This window comes from Enterobacter cloacae complex sp. S1, from assembly GCF_014930525.1.
In the GTDB taxonomy this organism is placed as follows: domain Bacteria; phylum Pseudomonadota; class Gammaproteobacteria; order Enterobacterales; family Enterobacteriaceae; genus Enterobacter; species Enterobacter hormaechei_C.
In genome coordinates this window covers 26,537-41,657 of sequence record NZ_JADBRE010000042.1, presented here as the reverse complement: position 1 = coordinate 41,657, position 15,121 = coordinate 26,537, and the positions used below count along the sequence as shown (strand labels likewise).

15 protein-coding genes and 1 tRNA gene are annotated in these 15,121 nt (G+C 53.9%); 12 read left to right on the top strand and 4 right to left on the bottom strand.

The window, feature by feature from the left end; genetic code table 11:
- Nucleotides 1–172 precede the first annotated feature (172 nt).
- Nucleotides 173–976: a 2,5-didehydrogluconate reductase DkgB gene (dkgB, locus tag IM290_RS20680; protein ID WP_193042654.1), complete on the top strand. Its 804-nt coding sequence runs from the start codon at nucleotides 173–175 to the stop codon at nucleotides 974–976.
- A 30-nt stretch (nucleotides 977–1,006) separates the two neighbouring features.
- Here dkgB and yafC read toward each other — a convergent pair whose 3' ends face one another.
- Nucleotides 1,007–1,912, bottom strand: a complete 906-nt coding sequence (gene yafC, locus IM290_RS20675) for a DNA-binding transcriptional regulator YafC (protein ID WP_193042655.1) — start codon at nucleotides 1,910–1,912, stop codon at nucleotides 1,007–1,009.
- A 103-nt stretch (nucleotides 1,913–2,015) separates the two neighbouring features.
- Between yafC and IM290_RS20670 the strand changes: the two genes are divergently transcribed.
- The 3 genes from IM290_RS20670 to IM290_RS20660 all read left to right on the top strand — a co-directional run bounded on the left by IM290_RS20670 (nucleotide 2,016) and on the right by IM290_RS20660 (nucleotide 4,980).
- Nucleotides 2,016–3,191 carry an MFS transporter gene (locus IM290_RS20670; RefSeq protein WP_193042656.1) on the top strand — a complete coding sequence of 392 codons (1,176 nt, stop codon included), beginning with the start codon at nucleotides 2,016–2,018 and terminating at the stop codon, nucleotides 3,189–3,191.
- A gap of 137 nt (nucleotides 3,192–3,328) precedes the next feature.
- On the top strand, nucleotides 3,329–4,129 hold the full coding sequence (locus IM290_RS20665; protein WP_026080641.1) for an endonuclease/exonuclease/phosphatase family protein: 801 nt from the start codon (nucleotides 3,329–3,331) through the stop codon (nucleotides 4,127–4,129).
- Between the two features lie 77 nt (nucleotides 4,130–4,206).
- On the top strand, nucleotides 4,207–4,980 hold the full coding sequence (locus tag IM290_RS20660) for a class I SAM-dependent methyltransferase (protein WP_015571390.1): 774 nt from the start codon (nucleotides 4,207–4,209) through the stop codon (nucleotides 4,978–4,980).
- Between the two features lie 52 nt (nucleotides 4,981–5,032).
- Here IM290_RS20660 and mltD read toward each other — a convergent pair whose 3' ends face one another.
- Entirely contained in the window at nucleotides 5,033–6,397 is a 1,365-nt protein-coding gene (gene mltD / locus IM290_RS20655; protein WP_032671409.1) for a murein transglycosylase D, read from the bottom strand.
- A 68-nt stretch (nucleotides 6,398–6,465) separates the two neighbouring features.
- Nucleotides 6,466–7,224 (bottom strand): hydroxyacylglutathione hydrolase, encoded by a 759-nt coding sequence (gene gloB, locus IM290_RS20650; protein WP_193042657.1) that lies wholly within the window; start codon nucleotides 7,222–7,224, stop codon nucleotides 6,466–6,468.
- A 32-nt stretch (nucleotides 7,225–7,256) separates the two neighbouring features.
- Here gloB and IM290_RS20645 point away from each other — a divergent pair, with 32 nt between their 5' ends.
- Nucleotides 7,257–7,973 carry a class I SAM-dependent methyltransferase gene (locus tag IM290_RS20645; protein ID WP_017383714.1) on the top strand — a complete coding sequence of 239 codons (717 nt, stop codon included), beginning with the start codon at nucleotides 7,257–7,259 and terminating at the stop codon, nucleotides 7,971–7,973.
- Here IM290_RS20645 and rnhA read toward each other — a convergent pair whose 3' ends face one another.
- Nucleotides 7,974–8,552, bottom strand: coding sequence for a ribonuclease HI (rnhA, locus tag IM290_RS20640; RefSeq protein ID WP_160840538.1), 579 nt, complete (start codon nucleotides 8,550–8,552; stop codon nucleotides 7,974–7,976).
- Between rnhA and dnaQ the strand changes: the two genes are divergently transcribed.
- The 7 genes from dnaQ (at nucleotide 8,506) to IM290_RS20605 (ending at nucleotide 15,119) form a co-directional block, all read left to right on the top strand.
- Nucleotides 8,506–9,237 (top strand): DNA polymerase III subunit epsilon, encoded by a 732-nt coding sequence (gene dnaQ, locus IM290_RS20635; RefSeq protein WP_003863237.1) that lies wholly within the window; start codon nucleotides 8,506–8,508, stop codon nucleotides 9,235–9,237. The two genes, rnhA and dnaQ, sit on opposite strands and share 47 nt — an antisense overlap.
- 132 nt (nucleotides 9,238–9,369) lie before the next feature.
- A tRNA-Asp gene (locus IM290_RS20630) sits at nucleotides 9,370–9,446 on the top strand.
- A gap of 387 nt (nucleotides 9,447–9,833) precedes the next feature.
- On the top strand, nucleotides 9,834–10,553 hold the full coding sequence (locus IM290_RS20625) for a FadR/GntR family transcriptional regulator (protein WP_015571386.1): 720 nt from the start codon (nucleotides 9,834–9,836) through the stop codon (nucleotides 10,551–10,553).
- Complete coding sequence (locus IM290_RS20620; protein ID WP_015571385.1) at nucleotides 10,550–11,563, top strand: ABC transporter ATP-binding protein; 1,014 nt, start codon at nucleotides 10,550–10,552, stop codon at nucleotides 11,561–11,563. The genes IM290_RS20625 and IM290_RS20620 overlap by 4 nt, the downstream gene beginning before the upstream one ends.
- A complete protein-coding gene (locus IM290_RS20615) occupies nucleotides 11,560–12,642 on the top strand; it encodes an ABC transporter ATP-binding protein (RefSeq protein ID WP_032652644.1) in 1,083 nt (360 codons plus the stop codon). Before IM290_RS20620 ends, IM290_RS20615 begins: the two co-directional genes overlap by 4 nt.
- Before the next feature lie 2 nt (nucleotides 12,643–12,644).
- Entirely contained in the window at nucleotides 12,645–14,159 is a 1,515-nt protein-coding gene (locus tag IM290_RS20610) for an ABC transporter substrate-binding protein (RefSeq protein WP_193042646.1), read from the top strand.
- Nucleotides 14,160–14,177: 18 nt separating this feature from the next.
- A complete protein-coding gene (locus tag IM290_RS20605; RefSeq protein WP_015571382.1) occupies nucleotides 14,178–15,119 on the top strand; it encodes an ABC transporter permease in 942 nt (313 codons plus the stop codon).
- The last annotated feature ends 2 nt before the right edge of the window (nucleotides 15,120–15,121 follow it).

The window sequence follows — 15,121 nt, the reverse complement described above, 5'->3', positions numbered from 1 at the left end:
TCCGTTCCGCCACTTATTAAAAGCCCTGAGCTAACGCTCAGGGCTTTTTTCTTATCTGTCGTTTGATTGTTGCGAAATTAGCAAAAATCCTCTGCGTTTTACGATCTTTTTCGGCATAACAACTACAGCGATAATTCTCCTCAGTTTACGAACATAACGATTGAGGAATCATATGACTATCCCTGCACTGGGTCTGGGCACTTTCCGCCTGAAAGACGACGTTGTTATCGCATCTGTTAAAACCGCACTTGAGTTGGGCTATCGTGCTATTGATACGGCGCAGATTTATGATAACGAAGCTGCCGTAGGCCAGGCCATCGAAGAGAGTGGCGTACCGCGCGACGAACTTTTCATCACCACTAAAATCTGGATTGAGAATCTCAGCCAAGACAAGCTGATCCCAAGCCTGAAGGAAAGTCTGAGAAAGCTGCGTACTGACTATGTTGATCTGACGCTGATCCACTGGCCATCACCTGACGATGCCGTCTCTGTGGAGGAGTTCATGCAGGCGCTGCTGGAAGCGAAAGAGCAGGGCTTAACGCGTAAAATTGGCATCTCTAACTTCACCATCCCGTTGATGGAAAGGGCCATTGCCGCAGTGGGTAAAGAAAATATTGCCACCAATCAGATTGAACTCTCTCCTTACCTGCAAAACCACAAAGTCGTGGACTGGGCGAAACAGCATGGTATTCACATCACCTCGTACATGACGCTGGCATATGGTAAGGCGCTGAAAGATGAAGTGATTGCACGCATCGCTGAAAAACACAATGCGACAGCCGCACAGGTGATCCTGGCATGGGCGATGGGTGAGGGCTATGCCGTGATCCCGTCTTCAACCAAACGTGAAAACCTGGCAAGTAACCTGTTAGCGCGGGATCTCCAGCTTGATGATGAAGATAAAAGCGCGATCGCTGCACTGGAATGCAACGATCGTCTGGTCAGCCCGGAAGGGTTAGCACCAGACTGGGATTAATAAAAGCCCTTCCTCTGTACCCTTAAACCCTCACACAGCTCCTCCGGGAGCTGTTTTTATATGTTCGCTAATGAAGTCGATAAAAGCGCGTATGCGCGTACTTACCGCTCTGTCACTGTAATACACTGCGCTAAAAGGCATCTCTACAGGTAAGCGTTTGTCAGCCATCAGTTCTACAAGCTGACCCGCAGCTATTTCCTTATCAATCATATAGTCTGATAAACAGGCGATCCCATTTCCTTCAAGACAAAGCTGTTTCAGCGTTTCTCCGCTATTAGACGAAAGTCCGCAAGTGATCTCATGAAGTTGTCCGTCATGACAGGCCACGGGCCAGGTGTTCAGCGAGACAGGTTCCGTAAAGCCCAGGCACAGGTGCTGCTTCAGCTCCTCAACGGTCTCCGGTTTGCCATGCTCTGCAATATATTGCGGTGACGCGATAATTTTGCGGTAGCTGGTGAACAGTGGGCGAGCGCGTAAACTTGAATCCGTCAGGGTTCCCGCGCGGATCGCCACATCAACTTTACGCTCAATCAGGTTAATAAACGTCTCTGAAGAGACCAGGGACAGAGTCATCTCCGGATAACGTTCCCGGAATGGCTTGATTAACGGCATCAGAAAATGAAGCACGACCGGCGTCGCCGCATCAATGCGTAGCAATCCACGCGGAGTGCTACGCGACTCCATTATTTCCGTCTCAGCTGCCGCCATCTCCTGCAAAACGGATTGTACGCGGCGAAAATAACGTTCACCTTCTTCCGTCAGGCTGAGCTGCCGCGTTGTTCTGTTGAGCAGACTTACCCCGAGCTTCATCTCCAGCTTTTTCACCGAACGGCTGATGGCGGAGTTCGCCTGCCCGAGCTGTTCGGCCGCACGGCTGAAGCTGCCGCTTTCAACAACGGCAACAAAGATAGTCAGTTCTTCCGATGTGGCTTTCATTATTGCATCATCCGCAAAATTCTATTGAGATTCTAACCATTTTTGTTATTTAAACACTGGCGCATACTGCCTGTCATCTTAATCCTGAAGAGACGGAGTATTTATGCCACTGGCGCTTCTTGCCCTGACGATCAGTGCCTTCGCAATTGGCACGACCGAATTTGTTATTGTAGGACTTGTTCCTACCATTGCTGATCAACTCGCCATTTCGCTGCCTTCTGCCGGACTGCTGGTATCTATTTACGCGTTAGGCGTCGCTGTTGGGGCGCCTGTGCTGACCGCACTGACTGGACGCTTTCCACGTAAACAACTGTTAGTTGCCCTGATGGTGCTCTTCACCGCCGGCAATATTCTGGCGTGGCAGGCACCGGACTATACCACGCTGGTCATTGCCCGTTTGCTGACTGGCCTCGCGCACGGTGTCTTCTTCTCCATCGGTTCCACGATTGCAACCAGCCTGGTGCCAAAAGAGAAAGCGGCGTCAGCCATTGCGATTATGTTTGGCGGCTTAACCGTCGCGCTGGTCACCGGCGTGCCGTTAGGAACGTTTATTGGGCAACATTTTGGCTGGCGAGAAACTTTCCTCGCGGTAACGCTGTTGGGCGTGATTGCTCTGGTAGCCAGCCTGCTGCTGGTGCCCTCCAGTATTCCGGGGCGCGCGAGCGCCAGCCTGAGCGATCAGGTTAAGGTTCTGACACACCCGCGCCTGCTGCTGATCTATGCCGTTACGGCTCTGGGTTATGGAGGTGTGTTCACTGCGTTCACTTTCCTTGCACCGATGATGCAGGAACTGGCTGGTTTTTCTCCGGGCGCAGTGAGCTGGATTTTACTGGGCTACGGTATCTCCGTCGCAATCGGCAATATCTGGGGCGGCAAGCTTGCAGATAAGCATGGTGCGGTACCGGCGCTAAAATTTATCTTCGCCGCGCTGGTTGTCCTGCTGATGATTTTCCAGTTCACCGCGTCGATACAATACGCCGCGCTGGTAACTGTGTTGGTTATGGGAATATTCGCGTTTGGTAACGTACCGGGATTGCAGGTCTATGTTGTACAGAAAGCCGAACGCTATACGCCCAATGCGGTGGATGTCGCATCCGGCCTGAATAACGCCGCATTCAATATTGGTATCGCACTCGGATCGGTTATCGGCGGGCAGACGGTTGAACACGTTGGATTAACCCAAACGCCATGGATTGGTGCGGTAATTGTGCTTGTCGCTTTCCTGCTTATTGGTCTGAGTGGACGGCTTGATAAACCCGCTCGCGTCGCGCTTGGATAAGTATCAGTAAGTGCTTGCTTACAAAACTGGAAAGCGGTTTCTCAGTAATTGCGTTGAAAGTGTGACCTAAAATCCCTATAACATTAGAACCAGTCCGTTTTCCGGGCTGGTTCATGTTACAGAGGTCGTTTCCAAAAGTGCGAAAAAATACCTATGCCATGCGTTATGTTGCCGGAATGCCCGCGGAGAGGATCTTGCCTCCGGGGTCGTTTGCGAGCCTGGGTCAGGCATTACCAGCGGGCACGCCATTAAGCAGTGACGAAAAAATTCGCGTACTGGTGTGGAACATCTTTAAACAACAGCGTGCGGAGTGGTTATCCGTACTTAAAAATTTTGGTAAAGATGCGCATCTGGTGCTGTTACAGGAGGCGCAAACCACGCCTGAGCTGGTCAGGTTTGCAACGACAAACTATCTTGCAGCCGATCAGGTGCCTGCCTTTGTTCTGCCACAGCATCCTTCTGGGGTGATGACCCTTTCAGCCGCACATCCGGTCTATTGCTGCCCGCTGCGTGAACGTGAGCCAATCCTGCGTCTGGCAAAATCGGCGCTGGTCACGGTCTATCCGTTGCCCGACACCCGTCTGCTGATGGTGGTAAACATTCATGCGGTGAACTTTAGCCTGGGTGTTGATGTGTACAGTAAGCAGTTACTACCCATTGGCGATCAGATTGCTCATCACAGTGGGCCGATCATTATGGCCGGGGACTTCAATGCCTGGAGCCGTCCACGTATGAACGCGTTGTATCGCTTCGCGCGTGAAATGTCGCTGCGTGAAGTTCGTTTTAACGATGACCAGCGCAAGAAAGCGTTTGGTCGTCCTCTCGATTTTGTCTTCTATCGGGGTTTAAGCGTGCACGACGCCTCCGTTCTGGTGACGCGCGCCTCCGATCATAATCCTCTACTAGTTGAATTCAGTCCCGGCAAACCTGATAAATAATGGTGCGTCAGGTCTGCCGTGGGGCAGGCCTGTGCGGGTGCTGCCCTTTCTTTTTTAACCCATAAAAGGACAGCAACATGACAACAACACACTCCCATCATGACAACGTCGAAAAACAGTTTGGTTCTCAGGCAAGTGCCTACCTGAGCAGCGCCGTGCACGCCTCTGGCCGCGACCTAGTGCGTCTCGGCGAGCGGCTCGCCGCGTTTCCTGACGCGCACGTGCTGGACTTAGGCTGCGGGGCGGGGCACGCCAGTTTTACCGCCGCACAGCAGGTTGCTCAGGTGACGGCATATGACTTATCGAGCCAGATGCTGGATGTGGTTGCTGAAGCGGCGAAAGCGAAAGGGCTGAATAACGTCACGACGCGCCAGGGCTACGCTGAATCTTTACCCTTTGAGGATGCGTCGTTTGAGGTTGTGATTAGCCGTTACTCTGCACACCACTGGCATGATGTGGGGCAGGCATTACGGGAAGTGAAACGCGTGCTCAAACCGGGCGGAATCTTCATCATCATGGACGTGATGTCTCCCGGACATCCGGTACGAAATATCTGGCTCCAGACGGTTGAAGCGCTGCGTGATACCTCGCACGTGCAAAACTACTCCAGTGGAGAGTGGCTTACGTTTATCACCGAAGCCGGCTTGATTTCACGCTCATTGATAACCGACCGTTTGCCGCTGGAGTTCACATCATGGATTGCACGGATGCGCACACCCGAGGCATTGACTCAGGCGATCCGATTGTATCAGGAGAGCGCCTCTGCTGACGTGAAGGCGTACTTTGAACTGCATGACGATGGTTCGTTTACCAGCGACACCATTATGGCTGAAGCGCAAAAAGCGGGATAAATAAAAAAGGCACCGAGGGGAATCGGTGCCTTTTTAACAAGCGATCGTACTATCAGGAATCTGGCGTAGCGCTGTTTTTCACAAACAACGTCAGCTGGTCGCCAGGTTGCAGGTTGTCAGTATCATTGTTCCAGCGCATCACATCTTTGATGTTTACGCCGTGACGCTTAGCAATACTGGACAGCGAGTCGCCTTTACGTACGCGATAGGTAATGCTATCGCTGTTTTTAGCGAGACGCTGTGCGCTGCTACCTGCACCTACGGTCAGCGTTTGACCCACTTTCAGACCAGATCCGCGCAGATTATTCCACTGCTGGAGATCTTTCGCATTCACGCCAAGACGTGATGCAATACCTGAAAGCGTATCACCTGAACGCACCTTATAGCTGCGGCTGCTTACAGGCGACGTATCAGCGATCAGCGTGGACTGAACGGCTGCAATTTCACCCGAAGCTAAAGACTCTCGTAACTGTTCCGCATGTTTCTGCGGAACCATCACATAGCCAGGGCCACTAGCGCCCAGCGTGGAGCCTTTAACACCTGCATTAAAGGTTTTAAGCTTACTTACCGACATACCCGTCATATCGGCAACCTGTTGAATATCAACCGGGCTGCTGAGGCGGACACGCGCCAGTGCACGACTTTCGTCTGGTGTTGGCAGTTGTACACCGTAACGTTTGCTGTTCTTGAGAATATCGCCCAGTGCCAGCATTTTCGGTACGTAAATCTTTGTTTCCTGTGGCAGTGAGAGCGACCAGAAGTCTGTGGATTTTCCACGCGCTTTATTCGCTTTCATTGCCTTCAGTACACGACCTTCACCACTGTTATACGCCGCGACGGTCAATAACCAGTCGCCGTCAAACATCTTGTTCAGACGTTGCATCATGTCGAGAGCGGCTGTCGTTGAAGCGACAACATCACGACGCGCATCGTAGTTGCGGGTCTGCTTTAAACCATAATTTCGCCCTGTGCTCGGAATGATCTGCCAGATGCCTGCTGCATTGGCGCCAGACGTCGCGTGCGGGTCAAAAGCGCTCTCCACTATGGGTAGTAGTACCAGTTCCATAGGCATGTTACGTTTCTTAACTTGCCCGGCTATCCAGTACATATACGGCTCTGCCCGTAATGTTACATCGTGGAGATAGCTCTTATTTCTCAAATACTTCTGTTTCTGTTCGCGAATCCGGCTGTTTTCCGGAATTCCCATCTTTAGCTCGTCGCCAATAGAGGCCCACAAGTCTTGTTCCTGCGCGAAGGATGTCCCATCGTCCAACCATCGCGCCTGACTCGTAAACTTCCCTGCTTCCCCTTGACCAGCCGCAGAAAGGCTCTGTGCGTGCTGTTGTACGTTGCTGCCGTTTTGTGACTGGCAACCTACAAGCAGGACAGAGGCGAGTAATATCGCTTTTGCCTTCATGTGTGTGTCAATAGTTGCTTAAAAGACGAGCGATGATAACGGCGAAATTTTGAAAAGGCAACCCGCAATTATCTGAAGTTATCTTTCTTTGACCTTAACCATGCAAATCGCGCTTCAGGTTGTAACAAATTTGTTTCTTGATTAATTTTACTAATTAAATCAACATCATCAGTTCTTAAAAATAAATTTATTTGTCGCTCATTTTTCAGAATTACGGGGAGTGTTTTTTGGTTTTTTGCACGTAACTCCTTCACTTTCTGGTAATAATCCTGAATCGCCCGATCCTCAGGCAGCACGCTTGCAGCAAACTTCATATTCCCTAATGTATACTCATGTGCGCAACAAATTACGGTGTCGGCTGGCAGCGCATTAATTTTTTGTAAAGATTGATACATCTGTTCTGGCGTGCCTTCAAACAGCCTTCCACAGCCGCCAGAAAACAGCGTGTCGCCACAAAACAGATAAGGTTTGCTGTAGAAACAGAGATGACCGGAAGTGTGACCTGGCGTGGCAAATACGGAAAACTCCCACCCGAGGATGAGGATACTTTCGCCTTCTTCAACAACTTGCGTCGTACCCTTATCCTGTGTCTCTGCGGGTCCGTAGACGGGTAGATGGGGATAGCGCGCAAGGAGATCGGGAACACCGCCGACATGATCGTGATGGTGATGGGTAAGGAGGATCGCTTCAGGCTGCCAGTCGTTTTCTTTTATCGCGTGCAGGATAGGTGCGGATTCGCCTGGATCAACAATGATGCATCTGCGATCGTCGTCGACTAAAACCCAGATGTAATTGTCCTGAAAGGCGGAAATACTGATAAGATTCATGCATTACCTCTTATAGCGTGGCGGGTGTTTTGATGAAACCGGCAAGGATACCTCAGACTGTCGCACCACCGGAACGTTGGGCAGAGTTGCCCTGGGGTGAATATTATCGCGAGGCCTTAGAACTTCAGCTTAAACCCTGGCTCGCGAAAATGTATGGTTTTCACCTGCTTAAGATTGGCAATCTGAGCGCAGAAATCAATACTGAAAGCTGCGCTATCTCGCATCAGGTTAGCGTATCGCTTAATGGCTCCCCGGTTCAGGTGAAAGCGGATCCGCTGCATTTGCCGTTTGCGGAAAAATCCATTGATGCCTGTCTGCTCGCCCACACGCTGCCCTGGTGCAGCGATCCCCATCGTCTGCTGCGGGAAGCCGACCGCGTTTTGATTGATGACGGCTGGCTGATCCTGAGCGGTTTTAATCCGCTGAGTCTGATGGGGCTACGTAAGCTGACGCCCGTTCTGCGTCGCACGCCGCCTTATAACAGCAGGATGTTTACCATGATGCGCCAGCTGGACTGGCTTTCACTGTTAAATTTCGAAGTGCTGAGCTACGGGGGTTTTCAGGTCATCCCCTGGACGCGTAAAGGCGGGGTCTTATTAAGCACCCATTTACCCGCGCTGGGCTGCATGCAATTTATTGTCGCGCGTAAGAGGACGATCCCCCTTACGCTCAACCCGATGAAGCAAAGCAAATCCAAAACGCGGATCCGCCAGACCGTGGGGGCCACGCGGCAGTACAAAAAACCATGATCAGGATTCAGGTTGATAACCTGCATCCTCATGGGTTGGGTTGGATGCCGCCGCGCGAGCCAGCTCGTCACAGCGTTCGTTTTCAGGGTGACCGGCGTGCCCCTTTACCCACTCCCATTTGATTTCGTGCTGACCGAGGGCGGCATCAAGACGCTTCCAGAGATCGACATTCTTGACGGGTTTTTTCTCTGCCGTTTTCCAGCCGCGTTTTTTCCAGTTGTGGATCCATTGAGTAATACCCTGGCGGACATACTGGCTGTCGGTACTCAGCACCACGTCACAATGTTCTTTTAACGCTTCCAGCGCCACGATGGCCGCCATTAGCTCCATGCGGTTGTTGGTGGTCAGGAAATAGCCTTCACTAAATGTTTTTTCATGCTGGCGATAGCGCATAATGGCGCCATAGCCGCCGGGCCCTGGGTTACCGAGACAAGATCCATCGGTGAAAATTTCTACCTGTTTACGCATCTCTGGTAGACTTCCTGTATTTGAAACGTTCAGTAAAACGATAAGTCTGACATAAATGACCGCTATGAGCACTGCAATTACTCGCCAGATTGTTCTCGATACCGAAACCACCGGTATGAATCAGATTGGCGCCCACTACGAAGGGCACAAAATCATTGAGATTGGTGCCGTTGAAGTGGTGAACCGTCGCCTTACGGGCAACAACTTCCACGTTTACCTCAAACCCGATCGGCTGGTGGACCCGGAAGCGTTCGGCGTTCACGGAATTGCCGATGAGTTTTTGCTGGATAAGCCCACCTTTGCCGACGTCGCAGATGAATTTCTCGACTACATCAGAGGTGCGGAACTTGTCATTCATAACGCGTCGTTTGATATCGGCTTTATGGACTATGAGTTCAGCAAGCTCAACCGCGATATCCCGAAGACGAATACGTTCTGTAAAGTCACGGATAGCCTGGCGCTGGCAAGGAAGATGTTCCCCGGCAAGCGTAACAGCCTTGATGCCCTGTGCTCTCGCTATGAGATAGACAACACCAAGCGAACGCTGCACGGCGCGTTGCTCGATGCCCAGATCCTGGCCGATGTCTACCTGACCATGACCGGCGGGCAAACGTCGATGAAATTCAGTATGGAAAATGAATCCCAGCAGACGCGGGATGAAGGGGGAATTCAGCGTATTGTGCGTCAGGCGAATCGCCTGCGGGTTGTTTTAGCCAGTGATGAAGAACTGATGAACCATGAATCTCGTCTCGATTTAGTGCAGAAGAAGGGCGGAAGCTGTTTGTGGCGCACGTGAAAATGTGCCGAAACGTTTGTTAAATCACCGTTTGGGTGAATTTTGCAGCAAACGATTCAAAACCTGAGAAAAAGCGTTGACGAGTTCAGAGGCAAACCGTAATATTCGCCTCGTTCCCCAAACGGGAACAGTGGAGCGGTAGTTCAGTCGGTTAGAATACCTGCCTGTCACGCAGGGGGTCGCGGGTTCGAGTCCCGTCCGTTCCGCCACTATTCAGAAAGCCTGAGTCAGAAATGATTCAGGCTTTCGTCGTTTTATCGTCCCTCGAATATTGTTCATTCCTCTTTTTATTTTCATTAACAAAAAGTTAATTAATGCAGTGCATTTTATTAAAAATTGCGCGATTTTAGTGCGTTATTTGCACTATTTTTGTGCATTTTTTGCCCACTCTCACCTCCGTGTCCATCTTCTTATGTAATAATTATGTAAAATAATTGGTAAGAAATCATTCGGTTACCGATCATTTTTCAGAAAATTAACGAACCAATACGCTATTGGTTCGTTAATTGCTTAATCATTAGCACGTTAAGTTCTGCGTCATATCAATAACTTATTATTAATAAAAATAAAGCAATGATGAAAGCGAGCGAACCAATATGGAAAAGCCTTCACGGTTTTTAGCTAATTCCAGTACCGCGCTTGAGCAGCTGCGCGGGCTTATCAACCAGCACGAGTCAACACCAGGCATTCCGCTGCCCACTGAACGTGAGCTGTCGGACACTCTCGGCGTAGGCCGACGTGAAGTGCGTCGCGCGCTGGACGTGCTGGAAGAGGAAGGGCGTATCTGGCGCAAGCAGGGCAAGGGTACCTTTATTGGTCCATCTGCCCCGGTTGAGCCGTTGGCGCTTCAGGGATTGGTTCAGCAAACCAACCTGCTGGAAGTCATGGAAGCTCGACTACAGCTCGAACCCGGCTTAGCCCGACTTGCGGCACTGCGTGCCACCAGGGAAAACCTCGCGCTCATGCAGCGTATGCTGGAACGCATTAATAAGGTCAGCCCGGATGACCGCGATCTCAACGAACTGTGGGATAGCGCCTTCCACCGCGCCATTGCGGAGGCAGCAGGTAACCGCCTGATGCTTGGGCTTTTTGATGCGATAGATGCCGTCCGCCGGGAGCCTGGCTGGCAGCATTTACGCGAACTTGCCCGCACCCCTGAACGTGTCGATAGCTACAACGACCACCATCACAAAATCATGTCAGCGATTATTCATCGCCAGCCTAATGAAGCAGCTGCCGCCATGCGCGAACACCTGCTCAGCCTGCAAACCGCCCTGATTCAGGCTATCCACCTTGAGGACGATTCCACGCTATGACGACGATACCCTTTAAGGACTCCACGCCCGTACTGCGGCTGCAAAACCTCAACGTTAAATTCGCGGGCTCGCCGGTGAGCGTGCTCGACGATATCTCGCTGACGGTCAGGGCGGGAGAAACGCTGGCGCTGGTAGGCGAGTCCGGCTGCGGTAAAAGCATCACTTCCCTGGCGCTGATGGGGTTATTACCTGCCAGCGCCCGGATCGTCAGCGGGGAGATGAATTTCCGCCGCCAGGATCTGCGCAAGCTCTCGCCGCGGGAGTATGCCGATCTGCGCGGCAGCGAGCTGGCGATGATATTCCAGGAGCCCATGACCTCGCTCAACCCGGCCTTCACGCTTGGCGATCAGCTCAGTGAAGCGGTGATGCGCCATCAAACGATCTCCCGGGCTGAGGCGATGACGGTTGCGCTACAGATCCTGGAGAAGGTGCAGATCCCGGCCGCAGAGATGCGCCTTAAGGCTTACCCGCATCAGCTTTCCGGCGGTATGCGCCAGCGCGTGATGATAGCGATGGCGCTGATAAACCATCCCAAACTACTTATTGCTGACGAACCCACTACCGCTCTGGACGTGACCATTCAGGCGCAAATTCTCTCCCTGCTCAATACCTTAAAAGAAGAAACGGGCACGGCGGTGCTGATGATCACCCACGATTTAGGCGTGGTGGCTGAAGTCGCGCAGCAGGTGGCGGTGATGTATGCCGGACAGGTAGTGGAGCAGGGGAGTGTTGAAGCTCTGTTTGCCGATCCGCAGCACCCCTATACCATTGGCCTAATGGGTTCCCTTCCTTCTATGGGCGCGCGTAAAGGCCAGCTATCAACTATTCCCGGATCGGTCCCGCTGCCGGAATCCATGCCTCAAGGCTGCCGCTTTGCTACCCGATGTCCCTTCGCGCAGACGCGCTGTCATGCTGAAAAACCACCGCTCACTACGCTCGGTACGGGCCATCAGGTTGCCTGCTTCCGCGTGCCGCTCGAACATCACATTGCCCTGGGAGAGACCGCATGACCATGCCCATTCTTGAAGCCCGCGATCTGAGCAAGCTTTTCCCCGGCCCGAAAAAACTGTTTACGCCGGCCCGCTTTGTCACCGCTGTCGACCGAGTTTCGATGTCGGTGATGCCTGGCGAAACGCTGGCAATTGTCGGCGAGTCGGGGTCCGGGAAATCCACCCTTGGTCGTCTGCTGCTGCGCCTGCTGGGCGCCAGCGAAGGGCGGGTATTTTATCAGGGTGAGGAGATCACCCACGCCTCGGGCGCCCGTCTGAACCAGCTCCGGCGTGAGCTACAGATCATCTTTCAGGATCCCTTCGCTTCGCTGAACCCGCGCATGACGGTGGAGCAAATTGTCGGTGAGCCGCTGTGGCTGCACCAGAACATGAAAAAAACGGATCGCCAGTACCGCGTCTCCGAGCTACTCAGGACGGTCGGCTTGCCCGCGGCCTGGGCCGGGCGTTATCCACACGAATTTTCCGGCGGGCAGCGCCAGCGTATCGGCATTGCGCGCGCGCTGGCGTCAGGCCCAAAGCTGCTGCTGGGTGATGAGCCGGTTTCTGCGCTGGACGTTTCCGTGCAGGCACAGGTGGTTAATTTACTGGAAAGCCTGAAGCACCAGTTGGGGCTAACGATGGTGATCGTCGCCCACGGGCTGGCGGTTATTCGTCATATGAGCGACCGCGTGGCGGTAATGTATCTTGGGCAAATCGTCGAGCTGGCCACCGTCGACGACATCTTCGACGCACCGTTGCATCCTTATACCCAGGCGTTGATTGCCTCAGCGCCGCAAATGCAGCCAGGCGTAGCGCGGGATACGCCGCTGTTGCAGGGTGATTTACCGAACCCGGCTAACCCGCCGTCCGGCTGCCGTTTCCACACCCGTTGCCCCTACGTTACAGATGAATGCCGCCAGATCGAGCCGATTAATCAGGTGCTCGACGGCGGACGTCAGGTTGCCTGCCATCGCTGGCAGGAGATCAATCGCGATCGCAGCGTTATCCAGATCGCACCGCCATCCGCCGCTTTTCTGCGCCGCCGCGCGCTGTTTGAACACGCGGCCACTCACTCCTCCCTTCCTTCAAGGAACTCATGATAATGACAATGCGTAATTCTCTTTTGACCGTACTGGGAAGTGTTATGTTGCTTGGCGCGGCGCTGCCCGCCCATTCTGAAAGCGTGCTGCGAATCGGTCTGGGCGCTGACCCTGACATGCTCGACCCGCATCTGGCACGCACCTACTATGGCCGTTTCGTGTTTGCCTCTCTCTGCGACAGGCTGGTGGACGTTGATGAGCATTTAAAGGTGGTGCCGGGGCTGGCAAAAGACTGGGCCTGGAGCGAAGACGGTAAAACCCTGACGCTCAACCTGCGTGAAGGCGTGACCTTCCACGACGGTGAAAAATTTGATGCGGTGGCGGCAAAGTACAACCTCGACCGCGCCCTGACCTTAAAAGGCTCCCTGCGTAAAAGTGAAATCTCGTCCGTAGAGTCCGTGGAAGTTACTGGCCCGATGCAGATCGCCCTGCACCTGAAGACCCCCGATGCCGCGCTGCTGATGCAGCTCACTGACCGCGCCGGGGCGATGATGGCTCCGGAAGCGGCGAAAAAGCCCGACTTTGCCGCCCATCCGGTCTGCTCTGGCCCCTATAAGTTCGACAGCCGCGTCTCGCAGGACCGCATCGTTCTGACCCGCTTCGACAACTACTGGAACAAAGACGCCTACCACTTCGACAAAATCATCTACCTGCCGATCCCGGATGCCTCCGTGCGTCTCGCGAACCTGCGCGCGGGCGATCTCGACCTGACCGAAGGCATTGCCGCCAGCGACGTCAAAACCGTCGAAGCCGACAGCAAGCTGGCGCTGGCGAAGGTCACCGGTCTGGGCTATCAGGGGATCACCTTCAATATTAACAATGGCAAGGTGCCGGCCAACGATCCGTTTAAAGATGCCCGCGTGCGCGAGGCGTTTTCTCAGGCAATCGATCGCGATGCGTTAAACCAGGTGGTCTTTGAAGGGCTCTACACCCCGGCAAATCAGGCGTTTTCACCGGTCAGCCCGTACCACGTTAACCTGCCGGTCCCGCCGCGCGACGTCGATAAAGCCAAAGCGCTGCTGAAAGCCGCCGGTGTGACCACGCCGCTGAGCGTCAATCTGCTGGTGCCGAACAACCCAACCTCGCAGCAGGTGGGACAGGTATTGCAGGCGATGGTGGCAGAGGCGGGCTTTAACCTGAACCTGCAAATGACCGAGTTCGCCACGCTGCTGGATCGCCAGCAGAGCGGTGACTACCAGTTGAGCTTCTCCGGCTGGTCGGGGCGCCCGGATCCGGACGGCAGCATTTACGGCTTTATCCACAGTAAAGGCACGCTGAACGACGGTCGCTACAGCAACGCGCAGGTTGATGAATGGCTGACCCAGGCGCGTCAGAGCACCGACCAGGCCGCACGCCAGCCGCTGTACGACAAGGTGGTGAAGCAGCTCCAGACCGACATGCCGATTGCCTACCTCTACTTCGAGCCGCGCATTTTTGGACTGAACAAGAACGTGCAGGGCTTTAAGCCGTACCCGGACGGCATCGTGCGTCTGGCCGGTTTGACGCTGGCAAAATAAACGTCCTGAGGAGAACCCATGCTGGAACTGATTTGCAAACGTCTGCTGCTGGCCGTCCCGACGCTATTGCTGGTGAGCATGATGGTGTTCGGGCTGCAAAAGCTGCTGCCCGGCGACCCGCTGATCGCCATGGCCGGGGAGGAGCGCGATCCGGCGGTCATTGCCCAACTTCGTGCTGAGCTTAATCTGGATGCGCCGATTCCCGTGCAGTATTTCCATTGGCTGACGCGCGCGCTGCAGGGCGATCTGGGCGTCTCCTTGCGCACGCATGAACCGGTCACGCAGCTGATTGCCAGCAAGCTGCCGGTCACGCTGGAGCTCTCTCTGCTGGCGATGATCATCGCGCTGGTGTTTGGCATCAGCATGGGGATCCTTGCGGCGGTGAATAAAAACAGCTGGGTGGATCACGGGGCGAACTTTGTGGCGATCTCGGGGATATCAATTCCGCACTTCTGGCTGGGGATCCTGCTGATTCTGGTCTTTTCGGTGAACTTGCAATGGTTACCTGCGTCCGGTTATGTGCCATTCAGTGAAGATCCGATCCAGAACCTGCGCACGCTGCTGCTGCCCGCGTCCGTGCTCGGAACCGGACTGGCGGCGACGCTGATGCGCCATACCCGTGCGTCGATGATTGCGGTGCTGAAAGCGGATTACATCCGCACCGCGCGCGCGAAGGGGCTGCTGCCGAAAGCAGTGATCCTGAAGCACGCCTTTCGCAACGCGCTGGTGCCTGTAATCACCCTCACCACGCTGCTGTTCGGCGAGCTACTGGGCGGCGCGGTGCTGACCGAGCAGGTCTTCACCATTCCGGGCTTTGGCAAAATGATCGTCGACTCGGTGTTCAATCGTGACTATGCGGTGGTGCAGGGCGTGGTGCTGATCGTGGCGATCGGCTTCCTGATGCTCAATCTGCTGGCCGACGTGCTCTACGTCCTTATCAACCCGAAAATGCGAGGTTAACC